Annotated in this window: 24 protein-coding genes; 9 read left to right on the top strand and 15 right to left on the bottom strand. The window is 41.3% G+C overall.

The features are described 5' to 3' along the window. Window positions 1-13: 13 nt before the first annotated feature. Window positions 14-964: a bile acid:sodium symporter family protein gene (locus tag MHB67_RS09645; RefSeq protein WP_024422685.1), complete on the top strand. Its 951-nt coding sequence runs from the start codon at window positions 14-16 to the stop codon at window positions 962-964. A 35-nt stretch (window positions 965-999) separates the two neighbouring features. Here MHB67_RS09645 and odhB read toward each other — a convergent pair whose 3' ends face one another. From odhB to cdaS, 7 genes are all read right to left on the bottom strand, one after another. After that, window positions 1,000-2,256 carry a 2-oxoglutarate dehydrogenase complex dihydrolipoyllysine-residue succinyltransferase gene (odhB, locus tag MHB67_RS09650; protein ID WP_024422686.1) on the bottom strand — a complete coding sequence of 419 codons (1,257 nt, stop codon included), beginning with the start codon at window positions 2,254-2,256 and terminating at the stop codon, window positions 1,000-1,002. 14 nt (window positions 2,257-2,270) lie between these two features. Beyond that, window positions 2,271-5,105, bottom strand: a complete 2,835-nt coding sequence (gene sucA / locus MHB67_RS09655; protein ID WP_342492494.1) for a 2-oxoglutarate dehydrogenase E1 component — start codon at window positions 5,103-5,105, stop codon at window positions 2,271-2,273. A 224-nt stretch (window positions 5,106-5,329) separates the two neighbouring features. Continuing rightward, entirely contained in the window at window positions 5,330-7,246 is a 1,917-nt protein-coding gene (locus tag MHB67_RS09660) for a VWA domain-containing protein (RefSeq protein ID WP_133744117.1), read from the bottom strand. Window positions 7,247-7,257: 11 nt separating this feature from the next. Beyond that, a complete protein-coding gene (locus MHB67_RS09665) occupies window positions 7,258-8,136 on the bottom strand; it encodes a MoxR family ATPase (RefSeq protein WP_024428332.1) in 879 nt (292 codons plus the stop codon). A gap of 89 nt (window positions 8,137-8,225) precedes the next feature. Continuing rightward, window positions 8,226-8,804 (bottom strand): superoxide dismutase family protein, encoded by a 579-nt coding sequence (locus MHB67_RS09670; protein ID WP_103132029.1) that lies wholly within the window; start codon window positions 8,802-8,804, stop codon window positions 8,226-8,228. Between the two features lie 78 nt (window positions 8,805-8,882). Beyond that, window positions 8,883-10,205 (bottom strand): peptidoglycan endopeptidase, encoded by a 1,323-nt coding sequence (locus MHB67_RS09675; RefSeq protein WP_024428330.1) that lies wholly within the window; start codon window positions 10,203-10,205, stop codon window positions 8,883-8,885. A 405-nt stretch (window positions 10,206-10,610) separates the two neighbouring features. Beyond that, window positions 10,611-11,237 (bottom strand): sporulation-specific diadenylate cyclase CdaS, encoded by a 627-nt coding sequence (gene cdaS / locus MHB67_RS09680; protein WP_024422691.1) that lies wholly within the window; start codon window positions 11,235-11,237, stop codon window positions 10,611-10,613. Between the two features lie 82 nt (window positions 11,238-11,319). Between cdaS and MHB67_RS09685 the strand changes: the two genes are divergently transcribed. After that, window positions 11,320-11,445, top strand: a complete 126-nt coding sequence (locus MHB67_RS09685) for a hypothetical protein (RefSeq protein ID WP_008359993.1) — start codon at window positions 11,320-11,322, stop codon at window positions 11,443-11,445. 59 nt (window positions 11,446-11,504) lie between these two features. Continuing rightward, window positions 11,505-12,866, top strand: coding sequence for an MATE family efflux transporter (locus MHB67_RS09690; RefSeq protein ID WP_103132028.1), 1,362 nt, complete (start codon window positions 11,505-11,507; stop codon window positions 12,864-12,866). Between the two features lie 45 nt (window positions 12,867-12,911). Here the strand turns inward: MHB67_RS09690 and bshB2 are convergent, their stop codons facing one another. The 4 genes from bshB2 to rarD all read right to left on the bottom strand — a co-directional run bounded on the left by bshB2 (window position 12,912) and on the right by rarD (window position 15,214). Next, complete coding sequence (gene bshB2 / locus MHB67_RS09695; protein ID WP_024422693.1) at window positions 12,912-13,577, bottom strand: bacillithiol biosynthesis deacetylase BshB2; 666 nt, start codon at window positions 13,575-13,577, stop codon at window positions 12,912-12,914. Window positions 13,578-13,595: 18 nt separating this feature from the next. Further along, complete coding sequence (locus MHB67_RS09700) at window positions 13,596-13,946, bottom strand: YojF family protein (RefSeq protein WP_008359999.1); 351 nt, start codon at window positions 13,944-13,946, stop codon at window positions 13,596-13,598. Continuing rightward, window positions 13,943-14,224: a hypothetical protein gene (locus tag MHB67_RS09705; protein ID WP_024428326.1), complete on the bottom strand. Its 282-nt coding sequence runs from the start codon at window positions 14,222-14,224 to the stop codon at window positions 13,943-13,945. Before MHB67_RS09705 ends, MHB67_RS09700 begins: the two co-directional genes overlap by 4 nt. Before the next feature lie 78 nt (window positions 14,225-14,302). Next, a complete protein-coding gene (gene rarD / locus MHB67_RS09710) occupies window positions 14,303-15,214 on the bottom strand; it encodes an EamA family transporter RarD (RefSeq protein ID WP_029705997.1) in 912 nt (303 codons plus the stop codon). 86 nt (window positions 15,215-15,300) lie between these two features. Between rarD and MHB67_RS09715 the strand changes: the two genes are divergently transcribed. Next, window positions 15,301-15,774 (top strand): Hsp20/alpha crystallin family protein, encoded by a 474-nt coding sequence (locus MHB67_RS09715; RefSeq protein ID WP_044332887.1) that lies wholly within the window; start codon window positions 15,301-15,303, stop codon window positions 15,772-15,774. Window positions 15,775-15,815: 41 nt separating this feature from the next. Here the strand turns inward: MHB67_RS09715 and MHB67_RS09720 are convergent, their stop codons facing one another. Together MHB67_RS09720 and MHB67_RS09725 are read right to left on the bottom strand one after the other, a co-directional pair. After that, on the bottom strand, window positions 15,816-16,034 hold the full coding sequence (locus MHB67_RS09720) for a hypothetical protein (protein WP_024422697.1): 219 nt from the start codon (window positions 16,032-16,034) through the stop codon (window positions 15,816-15,818). 75 nt (window positions 16,035-16,109) lie between these two features. Next, entirely contained in the window at window positions 16,110-16,442 is a 333-nt protein-coding gene (locus tag MHB67_RS09725) for a winged helix-turn-helix transcriptional regulator (RefSeq protein WP_024422698.1), read from the bottom strand. Window positions 16,443-16,580: 138 nt separating this feature from the next. On the opposite strand from MHB67_RS09725, the gene MHB67_RS09730 reads away from it, so the two are divergent. The 3 genes from MHB67_RS09730 to MHB67_RS09740 all read left to right on the top strand — a co-directional run bounded on the left by MHB67_RS09730 (window position 16,581) and on the right by MHB67_RS09740 (window position 19,133). Beyond that, window positions 16,581-17,198 carry a nitroreductase family protein gene (locus tag MHB67_RS09730; RefSeq protein ID WP_024428323.1) on the top strand — a complete coding sequence of 206 codons (618 nt, stop codon included), beginning with the start codon at window positions 16,581-16,583 and terminating at the stop codon, window positions 17,196-17,198. Window positions 17,199-17,436: 238 nt separating this feature from the next. Continuing rightward, complete coding sequence (locus MHB67_RS09735) at window positions 17,437-17,640, top strand: DUF3311 domain-containing protein (RefSeq protein WP_024422700.1); 204 nt, start codon at window positions 17,437-17,439, stop codon at window positions 17,638-17,640. Then, on the top strand, window positions 17,640-19,133 hold the full coding sequence (locus MHB67_RS09740; protein WP_024428322.1) for a sodium:solute symporter: 1,494 nt from the start codon (window positions 17,640-17,642) through the stop codon (window positions 19,131-19,133). The genes MHB67_RS09735 and MHB67_RS09740 overlap by 1 nt, the downstream gene beginning before the upstream one ends. A 39-nt stretch (window positions 19,134-19,172) precedes the next feature. On the opposite strand, the gene MHB67_RS09745 is transcribed toward MHB67_RS09740, so the two are convergent. Beyond that, complete coding sequence (locus MHB67_RS09745; protein WP_149126534.1) at window positions 19,173-20,558, bottom strand: S41 family peptidase; 1,386 nt, start codon at window positions 20,556-20,558, stop codon at window positions 19,173-19,175. Window positions 20,559-20,708: 150 nt separating this feature from the next. Here MHB67_RS09745 and MHB67_RS09750 point away from each other — a divergent pair, with 150 nt between their 5' ends. Then, a complete protein-coding gene (locus MHB67_RS09750; RefSeq protein WP_286098599.1) occupies window positions 20,709-21,407 on the top strand; it encodes a class I SAM-dependent methyltransferase in 699 nt (232 codons plus the stop codon). 92 nt (window positions 21,408-21,499) lie between these two features. Continuing rightward, window positions 21,500-21,751 carry a hypothetical protein gene (locus MHB67_RS09755; protein WP_024422704.1) on the top strand — a complete coding sequence of 84 codons (252 nt, stop codon included), beginning with the start codon at window positions 21,500-21,502 and terminating at the stop codon, window positions 21,749-21,751. Between the two features lie 50 nt (window positions 21,752-21,801). On the opposite strand, the gene MHB67_RS09760 is transcribed toward MHB67_RS09755, so the two are convergent. Further along, window positions 21,802-22,632 (bottom strand): M15 family metallopeptidase, encoded by an 831-nt coding sequence (locus MHB67_RS09760; protein WP_024422705.1) that lies wholly within the window; start codon window positions 22,630-22,632, stop codon window positions 21,802-21,804. Window positions 22,633-22,693: the final 61 nt, after the last annotated feature.

Genomic DNA, 22,693 nt, shown 5'->3' on the forward strand with positions numbered 1-22,693 from the left:
GATGAAGCAATGAATGAACATTCTTTTAACCATTAGTCAATTTGCAGGAAGAACCTTTGCAATCTGGGTCATTATCTTTGCATGTCTTGGATTTGCTTTTCCTGACGTTTTTTCTCAGATTGGACCGTATATCCCTTTTTTACTAGGTGTCATTATGTTTGGGATGGGGCTTACGTTATCTGGTGAAGATTTTAAGGAGCTTTTTCGTAAACCTCTCTATGTGTTAATTGGGGTTTTGGCGCAGTACACACTCATGCCGCTGATCGCCTTTTTATTAGCTTACGGATTACGGCTGCCGTCTGAAATTGCAGTAGGCGTTATTCTTGTGGGCTGCTGCCCAGGCGGTACAGCTTCCAATGTTATGACTTTCTTGGCAAAAGGCAATATGGCATTATCCGTAGCGGTCACAACGATATCGACCCTTCTTGCTCCCTTTTTAACGCCTCTCTTTATCTATATTTTTGCAAGATCATGGTTACCTGTATCACCGGAGGCATTATTTTTGTCGATTGTCCAAGTTGTACTTATTCCTATTATCTTAGGGGTTATCGTTAAGGTATTTTTCAAAAAACAAGTAAACTATGCAGTTCAAGCATTGCCGCTTGTATCTGTTGCTGGAATTGTGTTGATCATTGCAGCGGTTGTCAGTGCAAATAAAGAGCAGATTCTTCAAACTGGATTGCTGATATTTGCCGTTGTTATATTACATAATGCACTTGGTCTCTTATTTGGTTACCTGATCGCAAAGTGGTGCAGAATGGATATCCCTTCTCGTAGAGCGATCTCGATCGAAGTAGGCATGCAAAACTCTGGGCTCGGTGCAGCGCTAGCAACAGCACACTTCTCACCGCTCGCAGCCGTACCAAGTGCCATTTTTAGTGTGTGGCATAATTTATCTGGTTCCTGGCTTGCGACGTATTGGTCAAAACGAGGACAACATGACAGTGAAAAGAAAAAAAGCTAGCACCTTAACAGGTGCTAGCTTTTTATAATTGAAGATTATCCTTCAAGTAATAGCTGCTCAGGATCTTCAAGCAGATTTTTAATCGTAACGAGGAATCCAACTGCTTCTTTACCATCGACAATGCGGTGGTCATAAGAAAGAGCTAAATACATCATCGGACGGTTTTCAAAACGTTCTTCATCAATCGCTACCGGACGAAGCTGAATTTTATGCATCCCCAAAATTCCAACTTGCGGGCTGTTTAAAATCGGAGTTGAAAGCAGAGAACCAAATGTTCCGCCGTTTGTGATCGTGAATGATCCACCTTGTAACTCATTAAGAGACAATTTGTTATCCCTTGCTTTTTTCGCAAGATGACCAATTTCTTTTTCAATCCCCGCAAATGACAATCTGTCTGCATCACGGACAACCGGTACAACAAGTCCTTCGTTTGCAGCAACAGCGATGCCGATGTCATAGAATTTTTTCAAGACAAGCTCATCACCTTGAATTTCTGCGTTAAGTAGCGGATATTTCTTCAGTGCTGCTACAACTGCTTTTGTAAAGAAGGACATGAAGCCAAGCTTGACATCATTTTGTTCTAGGAAGGCATCTTTACGACGCTTTCTTAAATCCATCACCGCTGTCATATCGACTTCATTAAATGTCGTCAGCATCGCAGCCGTTTGTTGAACTTCAACTAAACGTTTTGCGATTGTTTGTCTGCGGCGTGACATTCTTTCACGTTCAATAGGCTTTCCTGGTTGTTCAGTTTGCACCGCAGCATTTGCTTTTGGCGCGGCTTTCGGTGCACTTGCAGGTGCTTCATTCTTTTGATAAGAAGCGACATCCTGCTTTCGTACCCTGCCCAGCGGATCTACGGTTGGAATCTCAGATAAGTCTAATCCCTTCTCTCTCGCTAATTTTCTAGCTGCAGGAGAAGCGATGGTTCTGCCATTACCAGCTTTCGGCTCTTCTTTCACTGCTTCTTCTTTTTGAGCAGCTGCCGGTTCTTCTTTCGAAGCTGGTGCAGAAGCTTGCTCAGGTGCTGGAGCTGCGGACTCGCTTCCGCCAGCTTCACCTGCTGCAATCGTTCCGATGACCTCTCCAACTTGTACAGTGTCACCAGAATCTTTCAGCACTTCTTTTAATACACCAGATTCTTCAGCAGTCAGTTCGACATTGACTTTATCTGTTTCAAGTTCTAGCAGGTACTCCCCCTGCTCCACATAATCGCCCGGCTGCTTTAGCCATTGAGCAATCGTTCCTTCCGAGATTGATTCCGCTAATTCAGGTACTTTAATTTCCGCCATTTTTCATTTCCCCCTTAGTTTTTGCGAGTCAAGCTATCAGATACAATTCGTTCTTGTTCTTTTTTATGCACAGTTGGATCACCCTCAGCCGTACTTGAACGTCTTCTTCGGCCGATGTAACGTACTTTTACTTTTTCAGGCGCAATTTCACGCAAATATGGCTCAATGTATCCCCAAGCTCCCATATTTTGTGGTTCTTCTTGCACCCATACGATTTCTTCTAAGTTTGTCAGCTTTGTTAAAATTCCTTTAATATCTTTGGCTGGGAACGGATATAGCTGTTCCACTCTTGCAACGTGAAGCCAATCTTTCGGCTCTTCCATTTGAGTAAAACGATCACTAATATCAATGGATACCTTCCCGCTAGATAGCACGAGACGCGATACTTTTTCGTGATCATGTACAAGACCTGGCTGTTCAAGAACTGGACGGAACTGTCCATCTGTTAATTCTTGGACTTCAGACAATGTGTTCGGGTTACGAAGCAGACTCTTCGGAGTCATAATCACAAGCGGACGAATCTCTTCACGAAGCAGCATTTTCGCCTGTCTTCTAAGAATATGGAAATATTGCGCTGCACTTGTCAGGTTCGCAACTGTCCAGTTATTCTCAGCAGCTGATTGCAGGAAGCGCTCTGTTCTTCCACTTGAATGCTCAGGACCTTGTCCTTCATATCCATGCGGCAGCAACATGACTAAACCTGATTTTTGTCCCCATTTTGCACGGCCAGCTGAGATAAATTGATCGAAATACACTTGAGCCGCATTTGCGAAGTCTCCGAATTGAGCTTCCCAAATCACTAACGTTTCAGGAGAATAGACATTATAACCATATTCAAACCCGATGACTGAGCCTTCTGACAGTGGACTGTTATGAACTGTAAACGAAGCATTTGCATCACTTAGTTCATGAAGAGCAATAAATTCATCTCCCGTTTGACTGTCGTGAAGAACAAGGTTTCTTTGAGCAAAAGTACCACGCTCTGAATCCTGTCCGGTCATTCGAATTGGCGTACCGTCTTTTAATATAGATGCAAATGCGAGTGCTTCCCCAAGTGACCATTCTACTTTACGGTCATCTGTAAACACTTTTGCACGTTTTTCAAGGATCCGCTTCAGTTTACCAAATACTTGGAAATCATTCGGCCAGCTGATCAATTCTTCATTCAGCTTTCGCAATACATCAAATTCTACTGATGTATCCACTGCTGGGAAGCCGTTTGATACAGGCTCTGGCAGTTCGATTTCTTGAATCGTATGCTCTTTCTTTGAAGGCACCTTTTTATAAGCTTCTTCTATTTTTGCTGTCACAGCCTGCTCGATTTCTTCACGCTGCTCTTTTGTCAAAAGACCTTCTGAGACAAGTTTATCTGCAAAGATATTCTTGACCGTTTTGTGCTTTCTGACCGCATCGTACAGCATTGGCTGAGTTGTAGAAGGCTCATCCATTTCGTTATGACCGTATCTGCGGTAACCGATCAAGTCAATAAGGAAATCCTTCTTGAAGCGTTTGCGGTATTCTACTGCTAGCTGAACAGCCGCTAAACACGCTTCTGGATCATCTGCATTGACGTGAACAATAGGGATCTCAAATCCTTTTGCAAGGTCACTCGCATATTTCGTCGAGCGGGATTCATTGCTTTCTGTTGTAAAACCGATCATATTGTTGGCAATAATATGGATGGTTCCGCCCACTTGATAGCCTACAAGTTGGCTTAAATTTAATGTTTCTGCCACAATTCCTTCTCCAGGGAATGCTGCATCCCCATGAATTAAGATGGCTAACGCTTTTTCAACGTCTTGAACTGGATAGCCTTTTTGAGTACGTGATTCCTGAGCGGCACGCGTGCTTCCTTCAATGATTGGATCAATGAACTCCAAGTGGCTTGGGTTATTAGCAAGCGTAACTCTCGCACTCTTTGTATCTTCGTCTTTAATTTGACGGTCAGCTCCAAGATGGTACTTAACATCCCCTGTCCACCCATAGCTGATGCCAATAGAGCCTTCTGATGGAACCAGCTCTTTATTTGGCGCATGCTGGAATTCTGAGAAAATGATCTCATATGGCTTTCCTAACACATGTGCTAATACATTTAAACGGCCTCTGTGTGCCATTCCAATGTTAATATTTGAAGTCCCTTGTGTAACAGACTCTGAAATAATTTCATCAAGTACTGGGACAAGTGCGTCTAAACCTTCTATAGAGAAGCGCTTTTGCCCAACAAATGTTTTATGAAGAAACTGCTCGAACTGCTCAACTTCTGTTAATCTCTTGAATACAGAAACTAGTTTATCTGCTGGTTTTTTCTTAAATAGTTCACCAGATTCGATTGATTTTGAGAGCCAGTTTCGCTCTTTGAAGTCATGCACGTGATCAAACTCAAATGAAATGGTACGTTTATACGTATTTCTCAAATGGTTAATGGCTTCTATGCCGTTTGAAATGTGTTTTGGTGCATCCGGACTAATAATAGAAATCGGAATATTCTTGACATCTTCTTCTGTTAAACCGTACTCCTTTAAAGGAAACAGCTCTTGTAATTCCTTTTCTTTGCGAAGAGGATTGACGGAAGCATTTAAATGGCCATACGTTCTGATGTCTTCTGCCAGTTTAACGACTGATGCTATCTTTTGGATTTGTTCAGAAGTAACTACGCTATTTTCTTTTTTCCCAATTTCCTCCTTCATTTCACTCGGTGGTGCACCAAGTTCATCAAATATGCCTCTTAGATCTTCATCAACACTAGTAGGATCCTGGACATATTGATCGTAGAGCTCGAGCACATAGCCGAGGTTCGGACCATGAAATTCTTCCCAACTCAACGGTTGTTTCACATCATTTTGAAACATTTTGAACACTACCCCCAACTTTGATCATCAAGTGATTGAACACTATCTCGATATAACTTCCAGAACACAATGACCAAATTTATGTAATAAAACGCTTCCAATAATATTCTACCACTGTTTTGGATTACTTTCTACATTCTTTGTTCAATTAAAGATAAAAAATTCACAGAAAAACAAAAAATTTAAATCATTCCGAAAAATAATTTAAAGAAAGGGGCAAAAGCTTATGCCCCAATGCTTTTATGCAGCAGTTTCTTCAGTAATGGATATAAAACATCTGGCAATGTATCGACATCTGGTACAAAAATGCTGAACTTGCCGTACATATCTTGAATGGTTTTCATCTGCGCTTCTTCTATCGGCGAATTGGATAAAAACACATTGATCACCTCAATGCCCTTTTTCCTCGCTTCAAGAACTGCTTCATGCGTATCGACAATCCCATTTTGTTCGTAGCTGAACGCAGCTGGTTCTCCGTCTGAAAAGACAATCAGAAACTTTTGTTCTTCTCTTCGTTTTAAAATCATCTTTGTCATTTGGCGGATCGCATAGCCATCCCGGTTATCCTCTTCTGGCTCAAGAGACATAATAGAAGGCCCTGCGTCAAATAGAGAATCTTTAAACGACACAACTGTGTTGAAGTAGTTTGGCTGACTCGTTTCTGTTGCATCGTTTGTATCTTCCCAAAACCCAACAATTTGATGTGGGACTTGCACGGATTTTAACGCTTCATGAAAGAGAACAATGCCCTTTTTCGTCTCATCCATCTTGTCAAACATACTCGCTGAACAGTCTACTAATAAGGTGAAAACAGCATCAATCTGAGAAGACGGTGCCTGTTTTTTATAGAAAAGACGCGGGTTAGACTCTGTAAAGTAGCGAATCAGCTTTTTACTGAGACGTCCTGCATGAAGGTCTGTTTTAGGCCATGATTTTTTATGTTCAAGTGTTTTTTGGATCATTTGTTTTAAGCGTTTCTGATAAGGCTCAATTTCCTTCGCATGCTGCTTGTATGCATCGATTTGTTCTGGCTTAGGAGGATCTGGTGAAATCATGACTGGAAACGCATATTTGTTTTCTTTTCCATTCTCATAACCATCTGACCCGCTTTCTTCACCTTCAGCCTCTTCCAGCGCTTCAAGCTTTGAATAATCTTTTCGGTGTGTTTGCTTTGCAGAGCCCTGGACAGTTCCGAGTGCCTGATCTCCGTCATCACCTTCTCTTGCCGCATCCTTACCAAGATCACTTTTACCGCCGTGCTCTAAATCAAATTGAAGGAAGCTTTTGGATGGCGCTTCGGTTTCTCGATGCCACACTTCCATATACTCTTGGTGAATGTCTTCATCGCCTTCTTTTTCACGGTCGACTTTAATGTCCTCACTTAATTTAGGTTTTCTTTTTAAATCATGGAACAGCGGTTCTTTTGCCGCTTGTTCATAGTCCAATTCAGGGAAGAAAAAGTACGTATTCAGCATATCCTTTTCAAGCAGTTCATCGAAGCCTTCCATCAATTCTTTGACAATAGCTGCGATGTCTGATGTTGAACCCGCATCATACACACGTTCAAGACTTGACTCAATAAACGGAATCATTGGGTTGATCTGCTCATGAAGAGGCGGAATCTCTTCGAGCGGAGAATCAGCTGTCAGCTTCACATAAATCGCACAAAAGAGTGCATCTGTTAAAATACTTCGTTCTTGGTTAATCGTTAATTGTGTCTTAAAGTGACGCCGGTACAGCTCTCTTCTTCGTTTAAATACCTTTTTTGTTCCTGGGCGGTCATGTTTAATCCGCTCTTCAATGCGGATATCTTCAAACAGCATAAACAATTGTTTACATACATCAGGAATGGATAATGTATGAGCAAAGCGAATGATCTCCTGAAATACCGTAAGATCACTATAAACCGTGCCTACTGCACGAAGGAACACATCACTTTTCAGCCCTGCTAGCATATCTTCTTGTTTACGATCATCCCAAAAATGACTGATGAAAATTTTCTTTTCAAACGGTTCATAGTAGGACTGTACACCGTATTCAAGCTCGACATCATCACTTTTTGCTAACGTTTTGGCTAAATCCGTTAATTCCATAAATAAAAATGAATCGATTCTGCTGTCATTAAATTTGATGAATTTCAAAAGTCAGAACCTCACTCGAATAATGTTTGAGCGATATTTCTTACCGCTGCTTTTTCCCGGTCATCTTCCAGCTTTTCAACAATGCCTCGTTCAACGGCACGAAGCGGCGGGATGTACTGCGCAAGATCACAAGTATCCAGGAGTGCGCGGATGGATGCTGCTTCTTCACTCACCTGTCCGTTATGAGCTTGTGTAATGAGGTCTGATGAGAGCTGAACGAATTGATCAATTAACCGCTCATCCTTTAAAACAGATTGAGATTGCAGTACATCTTTCAGGATACCGCCGCCGATATATGGAACGTCAATGACAACAAAACGGTTTTTTAACGCTTCATTTAGAGGTACTGTGCCGACATATCCTTCATTGATTGCCGCAATGACGCCAAAGCCTTCTTCTGCTCGAACAACCTCACCTGTAAATGGGTTTGTCATCATTTTTCTGTAGTCGAGTACACCATTTAAAATAGGGAGTGTTTCTGGCTTCGCCATGTTGATTTCATCAATATATAAAAGATGGCCCTTTTTCATTGCTTTTGTCACAGGTCCTTCAATGAATTCAATCGAAGCCACCTGACCATCATTGTGAATGGTTTTATAGCCAATCAAGCTTTCAGCATCAAGATCAACCGAGCAGTTCACACTGTGCATCGGCTGCTGAAAAAAAGCGGATAATGTTTCTGCTAGTTTGGTTTTACCTGAGCCGGTCGGCCCCTTTAAAAGAACGTTTTTTCCTAATGCTAATGCAATCATGGCATCTTGAATGATAGAAGTATCCTGTGATTCATAGCCGCCTGTTCCAATAAGTGGACGAAATTCTTCTTCCAGCACTTTTGCTTTTGCTTCAATCATTGCTTGAATTTCTTCTGGGAGTGATTGTTCGTTAAACATGTATGATTAATTCCTCTCTTCGATCATTTTCCTCACCAAGTATACTAAAAAAACCTTTATGCACTCAATACATAAAGGTTAGACTTCTGTTATTTTACCATTTCTTTTGTGATCGATCCGCAAGCGATGCGTTTCCCTGAGTTTCCAGAAGGATTACTTAAATAATCATCTGCTTCTGCATGAATGATAAAGCTTCGCCCATTTTGATCGATTAATTGATTCTGGCCTCCCTTTAACGTCACATCTGGTACGTTCACAACCACATCAATTTGTCCATCTGCCCCTACCTCTAAATTAGGCATATCTCCAGCATGGTGCCCCTTTGGATTGTCAAAACCATGCTCTCTATGGGTTGGATTAAAGTGAGCTCCTGCCGTTTCAAAATCTGGCGTTTCACATATTCCTGTTTCATGAATATGAAAACCGTGGGGACCTGGCGGCAGCCCTTTCGCTTTCACATGCAGATCCAGCCCATTTTCTGAGGACTCTCTTATTTCAATGCTTCCTATTTTTTGCCCGCTTTCGTTTATGAGTGACGTCGTGACTGGTGCTTGTTTAGGTGCTGAAACTTCGCTTGTTTCTTCTGTCGTTTCTTTTTTCGGCGGTGCATGACATGCTGATGCGGTAAAGATCAAACATATCATGATCATCCACACTGACTTTTTCATTTATGACTGCCCCCTTTTGTTACCAGTATGGACAATCACAGCAGCTGGCAAACAAAAAAAGCCGAAAATCGGCTTTTTTTAGAAGAAACGTTTTGCACCTAAGTAGGCTTTTTTCCAATATGGGTTGCTTAAGTTCGAGATCCCTACTCCATTGTCACTTGCATGAAGGAAATCTCCTCCGCCAAGGTATAGTCCCATATGAGAAGGGCCTGCTTTGTACGTTGTAAAATAAACAAAATCTCCAACTTGTGGTGTGCTTACAGGAGTCATCATATTCCAGTAGCCAGCTGTGCTTAATCTGGATACAGATGAAACTTTGTTAATAAGATAGTAAACAAAGCCGCTGCAGTCAAATCCTGCTGGTGTATTACCGCCCCATCTGTAAGGAACGCCTGTCAGCTTTTTCCCCTCTTGAATCATTGTCGTGATCTTTGCATTCATTGGTACATCATTTTTGTTATTGTCGACTGGCTTTGTTGAACCGTTAGACGTAGAGCCATTCGATCCAGTTGAGCCGGAAGCTGCACCATTAATTTTTAATACTTGTCCAATTCTAAGCACATCACTTTTTAAGTTGTTGGCTGTGCGGATTGATTGAACCTGTACTTTGAATTGATTCGCAATTTTCCATAACGAATCGCCTGATTTTACAGTATAAGATGTTGTTTTCCCGCTAGAAGACTGGTTACTGTTTGAATTGCTTGGTGTAGTAGGTTTTGACTGACTTGGTTTTGATGCAGCCGTCCCTTTTACTTTCAATACTTGATTCGGATAAATCATATCAGATTTTAGTCCGTTCAATGTTTTGATTTCACCAATCGACATATTTAGCGAATTCGCAATTTTCCAAAGTGAATCCCCTAATTTAACCTTGTATGTACTTGAAGATGATGAACTATTTGAGTTCGTTGTCTTGTTGCTTGAGCTGGAATTTGAAGATGAGTTTGAATTTGATGACTGGCTTCCGCTCGTCTTCGTGCTGCCAGATACCTTTAGCTTTTGACCAGGACGAATCAGGTCGCTGTTTAAGCTGTTTAGGCTTTTTAAGCTTGCAACTGACATTTTATGATTTTTTGCAATCAGCCATAAAGAATCGCCAAGCTTTACAGTATAGCTGGAAGTCGTTGAAGCACTTGATTTCTTTGCTTTTGACCCTGTTGATGAACTGGATTTCTTGCTTTTTTCACCAGGAATTTTTAAGCTTTGCCCTGCAAAAATCATTGTCGTTTTTAATTGATTAAGAGATTGAAGCTCCGAAATAGTTGTATTGTACTGTTCGGCAATCTTCCAAAGTGAGTCACCGCTTTTCACCTTGATCGTCTGTGCTTCTGCCGGTGCAGCAAACACAGCTGAGCCAGCGATCGCTGAAACTGTAAGGCCGGTTACTACTTTTTTCTTCATAGAGGAATCTCCGCCTTTCGTGATTTTGTCCATTAAGACGTATGTACTAGTTTTTGAGTTTAGCATTTAATGGTTCTGCTTCTCTTGCACTATTTTATCTTTATTTCTATTATATTACTCGACATGAAGACGTTGGGCAATAACAAATAGGCTAAAGCAGCCAACTCAAAATGCTAAAAAACAAAGCCATATCGTTTCTATCGGCTGTTTGTTGTATTTATAAACATTTTTTAAGGAATTTTTAAGTTGACGTTTAGAAATTTGTCAAAACAAGCACACTGCTAGTTTCATAGTTCTATTCTACATGACAAATTTTTCTGTATCAAATGACTTTTTACTTAATTGGTCGATTTTTCTCCGCAAATAAAAAAGCATCCTTCCGAATGAAGAATGCAGCGTTCGTTTTTATTTTCTTATTTCCGGATCTTTTACGGTAAGCGGGTAAAGCACGCCTTCTTTCGCAAACGACATTTTTCCCGTTTCTTCTGATACGACAAGAACAAGTGCATCTGTCATACCAGAGAGTCCGATCGCTGCCCTGTGCCTTGTGCCAAGCGAAGGACTCACTTTTTTCGATGTAAGCGGCAGCACATTTGCAGCAGAAACAAGTGTATTTTCTTTGACTAAAAGAGCACCGTCATGCAGTGGATTTCCCGGGTAGAAAATGCTTTCTATTAAGGAAGCGCTAATTTTCGCATGAAGGTTTGTCCCTTTTTGAATAAAATCCTCAACCTCATCGCGTCTTTGGATCACAATGAGTGCTCCATGCTTTTGTTTTGATAAATTCTCAATGGCTAAAGAAAATTGAGCAAATCCTGGTGTGAATTCTTCCATATACGCTTGTAAATAAAACGACGAGGCCTCTGCATGCATTTCATTAAACTGATCATGCAATGCTTCGAGATCACAAAGTAAACACTGCTCTGTTTCATCAAGAGAATCAATGATGTCACTTGCATCCTTCATAATGTTCATCAAATGTGTTCTCATCCCGGCTTTAAATATCACTTCTTCGTTCGTCCGATGGATCATCTGATCTTTTCCCTCCTTCTTTCGCTTGTTGTTATAAAATAGCAAATTGTGCACATTCTATTTGTATGGAGGTGAGCTTAATATGACCATTCAGAAAATCATCCAATATGCTTGCAGCATTTTAGGTGTTGTCAGTCTTTCTTTTATTTATGCCCAAATGTTTAAAAAAACGAAGCCATCTAAGAAAAATAATCCGACGGAGAATTGATTTTTTTACATAGCATGATATAATTCCTCTCGTTATTTCTGTTCAGAGAGGAACTTATGATGAGAGAAACGAATAGCATTCGAGCAAAGCTGACACTATTTTTAACCATTTTGATTCCGATTTTAATCACCCAAGCAGGTCTTTCGCTTATTACCTTTTTAGATACGGTGATGTCTGGAAAAGTGAGTGCAGAAGACCTTGCGGGTGTTGCGATCGGTTCTAGTATTTGGACACCTGTTTATACGGGACTTGCCGGGATTTTGATGGCCGTTACTCCGATTGTGGCTCAGCTGATGGGCGCTGGGCATAAAGAAGATGTTCCCCGGGCTGTCTTTCAGGCGATTTATTTATCCTTTCTTTTAAGTATCGCGGTGATTGTCATTGGTACGATCAGCGTTCCTTACATACTAGGAGGACTTGGACTCGAGCACTCTGTAGAGGATATTGCCCGGCATTTTCTCAGCTTTCTTGCTTTTGGCATCATTCCGCTGTTTGGTTATTCGGTGCTAAGGTCATTTATTGATGCATTAGGGAAAACACGTGTGACAATGTTCATCACGCTCACAGCACTTCCTATTAACTTTGTTTTAAATTACGTATTGATTTTTGGGAATTTTGGCTTTCCAAAGCTTGGGGGCGCGGGTGCCGGTCTTGCATCTGCAATGACGTATTGGGCGATTTTCATCATGAGTATTTGTATTGTCATTAATGCAGAACCATTTGCCTCATTTCGTTTGTTTCAAAAACTGCCTCGAATGAATATCTCCCGTATAGGGCAAATACTGAAAATTGGCCTTCCTATCGGGTTTGCGATCTTTTTTGAAACGAGTATCTTTGCCGCAGTGACGCTATTAATGGGGCACTTTGATACCATTACTATCGCCAGTCACCAAGCAGCGATGAACTTTGCTTCTATTCTTTATATTTTACCGCTTAGTATCTCAATGGCATTAACGATCGTTGTTGGGTTTGAAGCGGGGGCTAAGAGGTATAAAGACGCGCAAAGCTACAGCTATATCGGCATTGGAACGGCGGTATTATTCTCATTATGTACGGCGGCCCTCATCTTGCTATTCAGACCAGAGATCGCTGGTTTATATACAGCTGAATCAGCTGTTTTACAAATGACACAGCACTTTTTGATTTACGCGATCTTTTTCCAGCTGTCAGATGCGATTGCTGCACCCATTCAAGGGGCTCTGCGCGGCTATAAAGATGTGAATTATACGCTGATTGCTGCTTTTGTCTCTTACTGGGTCATCGGTCTTCCTGCCGGTTATCTCATTGGCACATATACCTCCTTTGGGGCGTTTGGTTATTGGATCGGACTGATTGCCGGGCTTGCCGCAGGCGCCATCGTCCTCTTTATCCGTCTCAGATTGATTCAAAAACGTCAACTCAGGCATGTATCGAATCACTAAATACAACACAAAAAAGCAGCTGACATAGATCAGCTGCTTTTTTGTTTAGTCATTCCATTGATACGTCCAGAAAATTTCTTCATCAAACCATTTTTGGACAACTGGTTCTTTGTTTTTCAGCTTTTGTTCAAGCTCTCTCAGCATGCCCTCTGTTTGCGTTCTATGCGCTCTCAGTGCATTTAATTTGATATCTGCAACATCTGTAATATCAATCACAATATCCGCATGTCCAAGTACTTCTTCTCTATTTTTCGTAATGGCCATGCAGTATGTGACAGGACGGTCTTCTTTTTTCTTGCGGTAAAGAGCACGAATCACAGCTTCACCTGTCGCATCATGATCAGGATGTACACCGTGTCCTGGATAAAACGTCACAATGAGTGTCGGTTTGACTTCATCAATGATGGTTTCCATCACATCTGCCAAATACTCGTCGTCTTCAAATTCCAATGTTTTATCACGCAGGCCAAGCATACGTAAGTCTGTGATATCCATTTCTTTGCAGGCATTGATTAATTCCTGTTTTCTTAATTCAGGAAGTGTTTCACGGTTCGCATATGTTGGGCTTCCCATATTTCTGCCCATTTCCCCAAGTGTCCCGCATGCATACGTAACGGGAATTCCGCGTTTTCTGCTTTGTGCAATGAGACCAGCAACCCCAAAAGATTCATCATCGGGGTGAGGCAGCATCACTAGTACATGTTCGTTCATGACTTGTCACCCTTTCTTCTACACCTGAAATGGTGTTTCACTAATTTGTAATGAGATCGCTAGTTTGCCGTCTGGCAAGTGTCCAGCTAATAGCAGGCGGCCTTGGTCATCAAACACATAATCGGTTAATCCTTCTGCGTAAATCCAGCCATCTTCTGTTTTCATTCCAACACGGTATGGACCTTGTCCTTTTATTTTCGCCTGTGAATAGACGACTTTCGCGTTGCGGATATACGCAACAACCGTCATATTTTGTTCATTTACATGAGCTGAATAAGAACCAGTTGTCGTTTCAAGATGAACGAAGACTGGACGATTTAAAAACGATTCAAGATGTGCTGTGACATCTTCCGTTTGAATTGGTTTCATGAGTGGTTCCTTCCTTCATTTTGAATTAATTCTCGCAGCTTTTTCGTATGTAAGCTGATCAGCTGCAGCTGATGATCATGCTTAAGCTCACTTTCTAAAATTCTCTCCACAGCAAGCACATACTTTTGGTGTAATGATTTCCTTGCCCGCGGATGAGTTCGTGCATCAAGTAAATCATCACATATGGCCTCGTGTAAAGAAGACATATCATCAACATCAAGCTGACGATTTTTCCATAAAGATTGATAGGCGGCTGCAAGCTCATGAGCTGACGACATATGATCACCTCTACAGTTTTGGTAACAACTTATTATGACATGATCCGCCTGCAAAAAAAAGCAAACTGCTCGTTTGACTTAATGAGAATTCGCTGTTTTTTTCATGCGTAATTGAGAGGTGGTAAACAGTAAAATCGCCACCCAAATACAAAGGAATGTTACAATTTTAGCTGCGGATAAGTGTTCGTGATAGACAAACAGCCCTAAAAACAGCGTAATTGTCGGTGCAATGTATTGCAAAATGCCCACTTGATAAAGTGGAATTCTTTTTGCGCCTTCTGAGAATAAAAGAAGCGGCACAGCTGTAAAAACGCCTGCAAAAAATAAGAGACCGAGCGACCCGAAGCTGTTAGGATTCATAGTCACAACAGGTTCTTTTAAGAAAAATAATAAGTACACAAGTGCAGCCGGTGCGAGAAGCAGCGTTTCAATCGTCAAACCAATCGCGCTCGTGAAGCTCATCCTTTTTTTAATCAAACCATAAAAGCCGAAGCTAAGGGCTAATAAGAAAGCAACCACAGGAAATGACCCGTATTGAACTGTTGAAAGGATCACCCCAAATGCGGCAATGAGGATGGCAATGGTTTGCCATTTATTTAATCGTTCTTTTAAGAAAATAATGCCTAATAGAACGGATACAAGCGGATTAATATAGTACCCTAAACTTGCTTCTAGCATAAGACCATGATTGACTGCCCAAATGTAAACATACCAGTTGACCGAAATTAAAATAGCAGATAAAAGTAATGAAAAAAATGCTTTACCATCCAGTATGAGACCCTTCACTGTCTGCATTGCTGGGCGGACTTGTTTTAAATACAAAAGAATACCGCACATAAACACAAATGACCATAAAATTCTGTGCGCTAAAATTTCGCCTGACGAAATATGCTCCATCAGCTTCCAATATAACGGGAATAAACCCCAGAGTGTAAAAGATGCTGCCGTGTAGAGAACACCTTTTGATTGCTGTTCGTTCAATGTAACCATCCCTTTCTAAATCTAACGTATATTATAGCACGCACGCCGGCGAATGGGCATATACTAATTCAGGGCATTTAGAAAGGATGATTCACATGTTCGACTGGAACCGATTATTCCCTTTTCAAAAGCAGTTCTCAAAAGAAGCCTTAAAGAATTCAGATCCTAAAGACGTTGAGCAGTATGTCAATCAAGTCATGGAAAGTGTATTCGGCTCCAATTATCCTGCTCAGTTCCCATTTCAGGATCCCCTTTCTCAAAATCAAAAAACGAGAGAAAATGATGTCGAAAAAGAAAAAGAGCCAGAAGTCGAAGTGTTCGAGACGACTGATCATGTGTTTGTCAAAATTGAACTTGCTCGTCCGAACACAGAAAAAGTCAAAATCAAACATACAGCCAATCTGCTGTTTATTGATCATTTTCCTGAAGAAGGGACGCAGAAGAAAGTCGTTCTCCCTGCTGCTGTGAAACGAAAAGGAACGAAGGCGTCATATCAAGACGGCATTTTGGAAATTATGTTTTTAAAGCATGATGATCCAGGAATTTCTGAAATTGATATTCCATTATAAAAAGCCTGCTTTAAGAACGGAAGCAGGCTTACTCTTTTTTCTTAATAATATGGTGGATATCCGCCGCCATAAGGTGGTGGAGCAGGCGGTGGTGGCGGCGGGTAATATGGACGGGGATAATTAAAAATCGCACTTCCTAGAAATCCGCCAAGCAGTCCGCCGACTAAAGGAGCGCCAAAACCAAAAAACAAAGGGACTCTGGATTCATATGGCGGAATGCCAGGGGCGCCGCCTCGAAAATACGGAGTATGAGGGTACATGCATTTCTCCTCCTTTGTCATGTGCCTAACATCAGCATATTCATCAGGAGTCAAAATGTTTGGGCAAACCTGAAACTAGGCTTGCTCCTTTTTCCCGTGTGAGTCTGTATACTCCCCTGCCCACCGAGATACCTCATGAAACACATCATGTAACGCATTCCCTTTTTCAGTTAAACTGTAAATGACTTTGACAGGCGTCTCAGGTAGGACAGTCCGCTCTATAATCCCTTCTTGCTCAAGCTCTTTTAAACGCTCTGCGAGCATTTTTTGACTGATCGTCGGGATCGTGTCTGTAAGGTCTTTAAAACGCTTTGGTCCATCAAGCAATACATGTATAATGAGACCGTTCCACCTTTTGCCTAGGAGTAAAAAAGCTTGCTGAATGTGTGGACATAATTGGAATTCCATAAATTTCAGCCTTTCTTTTCATGATTGTTTGACAAACTAACGGTGTACAATTTAAAATAACTCTAGTTACAATAAGTAAGTTTCTCACTTTTTAGTTATTGTACCATATTATTTGCAAAAACGGGAGGAAATATCCATATGGCGACCGATCAAAAAACAATTGACATCTTAAAACAAAGAGCTTCAGTAAAAGAGTATGATACTTCTCATGAAATGACAAAAGAAGAGTTAACAGAGCTTCTTGAAATCACAACAAAAGCACCATCTGCTTGGAACCTTCAGCATTGGCATTTCACTGTTTTCCATAGTGCTGAAGCAAAAGCAAAATTACTTCCAATCGCGTACAACCAAAAGCAAGTATCACAAGCATCAGCTGTTATTGCTGTTCTAGGTGACCTTGAAGCTAACCAAAATGGCGAAAAAATCTACAGTGAACTGGCAGAACAAGGGTTCATTACTGAAGACATTAAAGAAACATTGATGACTCAAATCAATGGCGCATACCAAAGCGAGCAATATGCACGCGAAGCAGCGTATTCAAATGCTTCATTAGCTGCTATGCAATTAATGATTGCGGCCAAAGCAATGGGCTATGATACATGTGCAATGGGTGGTTTCAGTAAAGACGCGTACATCAAAGAATTCAATGTAAGCGGCCGCTACGAGCCGGTTATGCTGATTTCAGTTGGTAAAGCAGCGAAAGAAGCTCATAAAAGCAACCGTTTCGACATCGAAGAAGTATCTGATTTCCTTTAAAAATTGGCAAAGCCTCAGCCTTTATGCTGGGGCTTTTTTATTTGCTTTAAATATTATTTCTACATACTTTCTTTCACCTTCCTCCTCTTTACAACTTCACTCTTTCTCCTCTTTCAAGAATGAAAGCGTTATATTAGTATGATATTCACCAAAATGATTGTTTTTTCTGAAAATGGTCTTGTGATCTAATCTGACAACTGCTATTATTATGAAATTACAAAATATTCAGGAGGAAATCATGAACAAAAAATTGATGCTGGCACTACTAATCGCGATTCCATTCATCGGACAGCTCGCATTGCTGCCTTTTGCGAATCGCATTCATCCATTTGTCATCGGCCTGCCCTTTTTCCACTTCTGGCTCTTGCTATGGATTGTACTCACACCAATTTGCACATTTATCATTTATAAGATGCAACATTCAAATGGAGGAACTGACTAATGCAAGGAAATTTAACAGCTTTATTGATTACTGCAAGTATTATTTTCATCGTCGTGGTCATCGGATTTGCCGCTGGTCGTGACAAATCATCAAGACAGTCAGTAGAAGAATGGTCTGTCGGCGGAAGAAAATTTGGCGGACTGCTCGTCTGGTTCCTCGTTGGCGCAGACTTATATACAGCTTATACCTTTTTAGGGCTTACAAGTACAGCCTATACAGCTGGAAGCGTCGCTTTTTTCGCTATTCCTTATTCAGTCCTAGCTTATTTTATTGCTTATTTCTTTTTACCGAAACTATGGACGGTTGCGAAAAATCACAACCTTACAACACTTGCCGATTATGCACGTGAGCGGTTTGACAGCAAGCTGTTATCCAGTTTGATTGCGATTGTTGGAGTACTTATGCTGATTCCTTATATTTGTCTTCAGCTGAGCGGGATTCAAGATACGTTAACTGTCGCTGGAACGAATTATATTAATGTGAATGCAGTAGTTATTATTTCATTTATTTTAGTCGCACTTTATACATTTTTTAGTGGTATTAAAGGTCCTACATATACAGCCATTATTAAGGATATTCTCGTTTGGGTGATCATGCTGTTTATGGTCGTTTCACTGCCAATTATTCATTTTAACGGCTGGACACCGATGATGAACACGTTAGCCAAAGAAGCCCCTCAGCTTCTAACGATCCCTGAAGGCGGTCCTAAAGGCATTTTATGGTTCATTACTGCTTCAGGCGTTTCTGCTCTTGCTTTGTTTATGTGGGCACACGCAGCAACTGGGGTTTTTACAGCCAAAAGCGCAGATGCCATCCGTAAAAACAGCATGTTTTTGCCTCTTTATAATATTGTATTGATTTTGGTCATCTTCCTTGGATTTATTGCTTTTTTAGTCTTACCAGAAGATACAAATCCAAGATTTGCTCTTCTTCATTTAATTCAAACATCATATGGCGGTGTGATGCAGGGGCTCGCTTATTCAACGATTGCACTGGCTTCCCTCATTCCATGCTCCATCATGGCCATTGGCGCATCGAATTTATTTGCCAATAATTTATACCGTGACTTAATTCATCCGAATGTGTCACCTAAAAGATTGACCATCATTACACGTTCGATGGTGTTTATCGTCATCGGGCTCGCTCTTTTATTCGGGATGCTGTTCCCAACTGCACTTGTCACGCTTCAGCTCATTGGTGTTTCAGGAATGGTTCAAATCTTCCCAGCTATTGCCATCAGCTTATTCTGGAAAAAACAATCGAGAGAAGCAACGATTGCCGGGTTAGTCGTTGGAATCATCGTTACCTTTACAGCGAATATCTCACAAGTTACGTTCGGTCTTTATGAAGGTTTTCTTGGTTTACTAGCAAACGTCGTCGTCATCTTGATTTTGAATCCATTCTTCCAAAACAAGGTCACATCCAATTCTGTCATGAATGATCTATTTGAAAAGGATCATGAAAAAACAGAAGCGATCACAAACGAAGTGTAAGGATAAGAAAAAGCAGTCCCCTGATGAGGACTGCTTTTTTTATTTCATTTCTTTTTTCAAGACTTCAATGGCTTTTTTCATTTGTGTATCGTTGTTCTTTAGCTTATCTTGGATCTTTGTCATCAGAACGGTCGTTGTATCTCCTGTCAGAATACCGTCTGCCTTGAGATCGTTGTCTGTTTGGAAGCTTTTGACGATAGACTGGAATGCTTGATCGTACTCACCGTTTGCTTTTGCTTTGTAGCCAAGCGCTTGGAACATTTTTTGAGCTGCTTTGACTTCATCTCCATTGTCATTTAGCTCATATGATTTTTTCGGGCTTAAGTACGGCAGCTTTGCATAACTTGGGAGAGCTGCTTTCACCTGTGGTTCGATACCTTTTTTGTGAATCCAAGAACCGTCTGGTGTCAGCCATTTTGCAATGGTTAACTTGACACTAGAACCATCATTATAGTTTTGCGCATTTTGAACAGTTCCTTTGCCAAACGTCTTTTCACCCACAATTTGAATGCCTGAAGATTGGTGCAGAGCCGCCGCCATGATTTCAGCAGCGCTGGCTGAACCGCCATTTACAAGGACAACTGCCGGCTGATGGACTTTGCGTTCTTTTTCAGCCTTGTACACTTGTTTCTTCCCTTTTTCTTCAACCTGCATGATGACTTTCCCTTTATCAATAAAGTCATTGCTCATTTCAATGGCTTCTGTCATGATGCCGCCTGGATTATCTCTCAGGTCAATGACAAAACCTTTTGCCCCTTTTTTCTCAAGGTCATCAATTGCTTTATCCAGCTCTTTCGATGTGGTTTCAGCAAAGGACGTAATTTGGATTTCTCCTATTTTGTCTTTTGTGAGTTTTGCATACACCGTTTCAAGCGGAATCGTGTCTCTTGTGATGGTCACATCTACATTGCCGACTCCTTGACGGTTAAGATGCAGCTTAACATCCGTTCCTTTTTTCCCTCTAATGAGAGAGACTGCTTTATTGACCGACATTCCTTTGGTGCTTTTTCCATTCACTTTTAAAATATGATCATGCGGTTTCAAACCAGCTTTTTCAGCAGGAGAGCCTTTAATCGGCGCGACAATTAAAATTTGTCCATCCTTCTCTTCAACTTGTGCACCAATTCCTTCAAATGAAGAAGAAATGGTATTATTAAATCCTTCGGCTTCCTCCTGATCCATATATGTAGAGTATGGATCATCAAGTGATGCAATCATTCCTTGGATCGCACCATCTACTAGTTTTTGATCATCCGTTTTTTCGTAATACTCATCCTTTACCTTCGTATACGCAGCCATGAGTTTACTAAACTTCTCGTCTCCTGAGACGCTGACAGCACCTTGTTTTGTGATCACAAATGTAATCGCTGAGGACAGTGCAGCAGTCACGAGAATGGCTACCACGAACTTCATTTGTTTTTTCAAAAAAACACCACCTTTATCTCCTTTCATTATTATCAAGGACGAGGCTTCATCCGTCAACCAAAGGATCAACTTCTATTTGAAAAGATAAGCCATTTGCCCCTCTATTGCATAATCTTTAGAGAGGAACAGGATAAGGAAAGAAGGGATTATATGAGTGATTATGTAGAAATGCTTGCTTATTTTGGCGTATCAGGTGCCCATCCTGGCGGAATTGAGTTAACAAAAACGATGATTGAGCATATAAAACTGCCGCCTCATGCACGAATACTGGACGCTGGATGCGGTACAGGACAGACCGCCGCCTATTTAGGAAATATTGGTTATCAGGTGGAGGCCATTGATACGCATCCATTGATGATTGAAAAGGCGAACCTGCGATTCAAACGGGAGGAACTGCCGATCCGTGCTTTAGAGGCATCCATTGAGCAGCTGCCCTTTCCAGATCAAGCGTTCTCTCTACTCATCAGTGAATCTGTTTTAAGCTTTGCCAAGCTGCCTGATGCACTAGCTGAAATCAAACGTGTGCTTGCTCCTGGCAGTCAACTGATTGCAAATGAAGCTGTGTTAAAAGCCCCTCTTACCCCTGAAGAGCTGGCAGCTGTTCGAAATTTTTACGGCTTTCACTCGCTCTTGTCGCTTGAAGAATGGAAGGAACAGTTAACAGCAGCAGGCTTCCGTGACATTCAGATTCTTTCATTCGATGAACATATGGTGCAGGAGGAACCGACAGAGATGGAATTATCTGAACACATACCGCCTTCTCTTTACGAGACACTGCAAACACACTACGATCTCATTCAAGCACACCGAAAGCAGCTAAGCCACATTCTATTTGAATGTACCGTATAAAATGAGCGAATCTCCTATATGTTTTGTCCAAACTCTATAAAGTCTCTCGCATAGGATAAGAGTGAAAAGAGTTTGTCATAAGGAGGAAAAACATGGAGCGCTACTACAAGCTTTGTCAGCAGCATATGGGGAAAGTCGCTAGAATTACTGACCGTAATGGCAGAGTACACGTCGGACGCATTGAGCGTGTGACAAACCGCAAAGTTTATATTCGTCCAGTCGGCGGGTCTCGCGGAGGCTTTGGCTTTGGCTATTGGGGCGGATATTATGGCTGGGGTGCAGCGTATGGCATCGGCCTCGGTTTCATTACCGGCTTCGCATTAGCAGGATTGTTCTTTTTTTAAAAGAAGAATAAGAGAAGGCCTCCCGAATAGCTGGGAGGCCTTTAACTTGTTTAGATTTTCTTTACTTTGTTCATGTATTCTTCAAATGTTAAATCATGATCATGCATCGCTTTTGCGGCTTCTTTTCCCACATAGCGCAGATGCCACGGCTCATATTCGTATTTCGTAATGTCTTCTTTTCCTTTTGGATAACGGATGATAAAGCCATATTTATAGGCGTTTTTAGCCACCCATTTGCCATCTGGTGTTTCACCAAACTTTTCAGAGATCTCAAAACCGGCACTTTTTGAGGAAATGTCCATGGCTAAACCTGTTTGATGTTCACTTTCGCCTGGTAAAGCGACTGCTTCTTGTGCTTTTTCTTTGCCTTTTAATTTGACCTCACTATCAAAAATGACTTTTTGACGGTCATAGGAGCGATAGCCAGATACTGCAGCAAGCTCGAAGTTTTCTTTTTTTGCACCTTTGAATAACTTCTCAAGCGCTTCCGCTGCTTCTTTGCGGATATATCGCTTTTCAATATCTTCCGAAAAAGAGAATTCTACTTTTGGTACAACGAGATCAGAAGGTTTATAGGTTCCTGGTAATGCATATTCTTTGTTGACAAGTGCTAGCACATTTTCAGGATTTTGAATGGTTTTCAGACCGCTCACAACCTTGATGTCATTGAAATATTCACTCTTTAACGTCAGCTCTTGATTCGATGAATCTGCCTTATCGTTTGAGTTGTGCTGGGGAGATGAACTTGCTGCGTTTTTTTGTTCGTTTGTTTTGTTTGATTCAGATGTACCGCTTTTTTGATCCAGCAACTGGCAGCCTGATAGCGCGGCTGTCAAACCAAGAATCGATGCGATTGAGAGTATTTTGTAGCTTTTCTTCATGACATACCTTCCTTTTGCTCTTCTAAAAAAATAAAGATGCGCTACATTGTAGCACACCCTT

Source organism: Bacillus sp. FSL H8-0516 (assembly GCF_038635285.1).
In the GTDB taxonomy this organism is placed as follows: Bacteria; Bacillota; Bacilli; order Bacillales; family Bacillaceae; genus Bacillus; species Bacillus safensis.

What these genes read in the sequence shown, in the direction of transcription:
- MHB67_RS09645 (WP_024422685.1), top strand. Translation starts at nt 14, where the DNA reads ATGAACATTCTTTTAACCATTAGTCAATTTGCAGGAAGAACCTTTGCA.
- odhB (WP_024422686.1), bottom strand. Translation starts at nt 2,256, where the DNA reads ATGGCGGAAATTAAAGTACCTGAATTAGCGGAATCAATCTCGGAAGGA.
- sucA (WP_342492494.1), bottom strand. Translation starts at nt 5,105, where the DNA reads ATGTTTCAAAATGATGTGAAACAACCGTTGAGTTGGGAAGAATTTCAT.
- MHB67_RS09665 (WP_024428332.1), bottom strand. Translation starts at nt 8,136, where the DNA reads ATGTTTAACGAACAATCACTCCCAGAAGAAATTCAAGCAATGATTGAA.
- MHB67_RS09670 (WP_103132029.1), bottom strand. Translation starts at nt 8,804, where the DNA reads ATGAAAAAGTCAGTGTGGATGATCATGATATGTTTGATCTTTACCGCA.
- MHB67_RS09675 (WP_024428330.1), bottom strand. Translation starts at nt 10,205, where the DNA reads ATGAAGAAAAAAGTAGTAACCGGCCTTACAGTTTCAGCGATCGCTGGC.
- cdaS (WP_024422691.1), bottom strand. Translation starts at nt 11,237, where the DNA reads ATGATCCATCGGACGAACGAAGAAGTGATATTTAAAGCCGGGATGAGA.
- MHB67_RS09685 (WP_008359993.1), top strand. Translation starts at nt 11,320, where the DNA reads ATGACCATTCAGAAAATCATCCAATATGCTTGCAGCATTTTAGGTGTT.
- MHB67_RS09690 (WP_103132028.1), top strand. Translation starts at nt 11,505, where the DNA reads ATGAGAGAAACGAATAGCATTCGAGCAAAGCTGACACTATTTTTAACC.
- bshB2 (WP_024422693.1), bottom strand. Translation starts at nt 13,577, where the DNA reads ATGAACGAACATGTACTAGTGATGCTGCCTCACCCCGATGATGAATCT.
- MHB67_RS09700 (WP_008359999.1), bottom strand. Translation starts at nt 13,946, where the DNA reads ATGAAACCAATTCAAACGGAAGATGTCACAGCACATCTTGAATCGTTT.
- MHB67_RS09705 (WP_024428326.1), bottom strand. Translation starts at nt 14,224, where the DNA reads ATGTCGTCAGCTCATGAGCTTGCAGCCGCCTATCAATCTTTATGGAAA.
- rarD (WP_029705997.1), bottom strand. Translation starts at nt 15,214, where the DNA reads ATGGTTACATTGAACGAACAGCAATCAAAAGGTGTTCTCTACACGGCA.
- MHB67_RS09715 (WP_044332887.1), top strand. Translation starts at nt 15,301, where the DNA reads ATGTTCGACTGGAACCGATTATTCCCTTTTCAAAAGCAGTTCTCAAAA.
- MHB67_RS09720 (WP_024422697.1), bottom strand. Translation starts at nt 16,034, where the DNA reads ATGTACCCTCATACTCCGTATTTTCGAGGCGGCGCCCCTGGCATTCCG.
- MHB67_RS09725 (WP_024422698.1), bottom strand. Translation starts at nt 16,442, where the DNA reads ATGGAATTCCAATTATGTCCACACATTCAGCAAGCTTTTTTACTCCTA.
- MHB67_RS09730 (WP_024428323.1), top strand. Translation starts at nt 16,581, where the DNA reads ATGGCGACCGATCAAAAAACAATTGACATCTTAAAACAAAGAGCTTCA.
- MHB67_RS09735 (WP_024422700.1), top strand. Translation starts at nt 17,437, where the DNA reads ATGAACAAAAAATTGATGCTGGCACTACTAATCGCGATTCCATTCATC.
- MHB67_RS09740 (WP_024428322.1), top strand. Translation starts at nt 17,640, where the DNA reads ATGCAAGGAAATTTAACAGCTTTATTGATTACTGCAAGTATTATTTTC.
- MHB67_RS09750 (WP_286098599.1), top strand. Translation starts at nt 20,709, where the DNA reads ATGAGTGATTATGTAGAAATGCTTGCTTATTTTGGCGTATCAGGTGCC.
- MHB67_RS09755 (WP_024422704.1), top strand. Translation starts at nt 21,500, where the DNA reads ATGGAGCGCTACTACAAGCTTTGTCAGCAGCATATGGGGAAAGTCGCT.
- MHB67_RS09760 (WP_024422705.1), bottom strand. Translation starts at nt 22,632, where the DNA reads ATGAAGAAAAGCTACAAAATACTCTCAATCGCATCGATTCTTGGTTTG.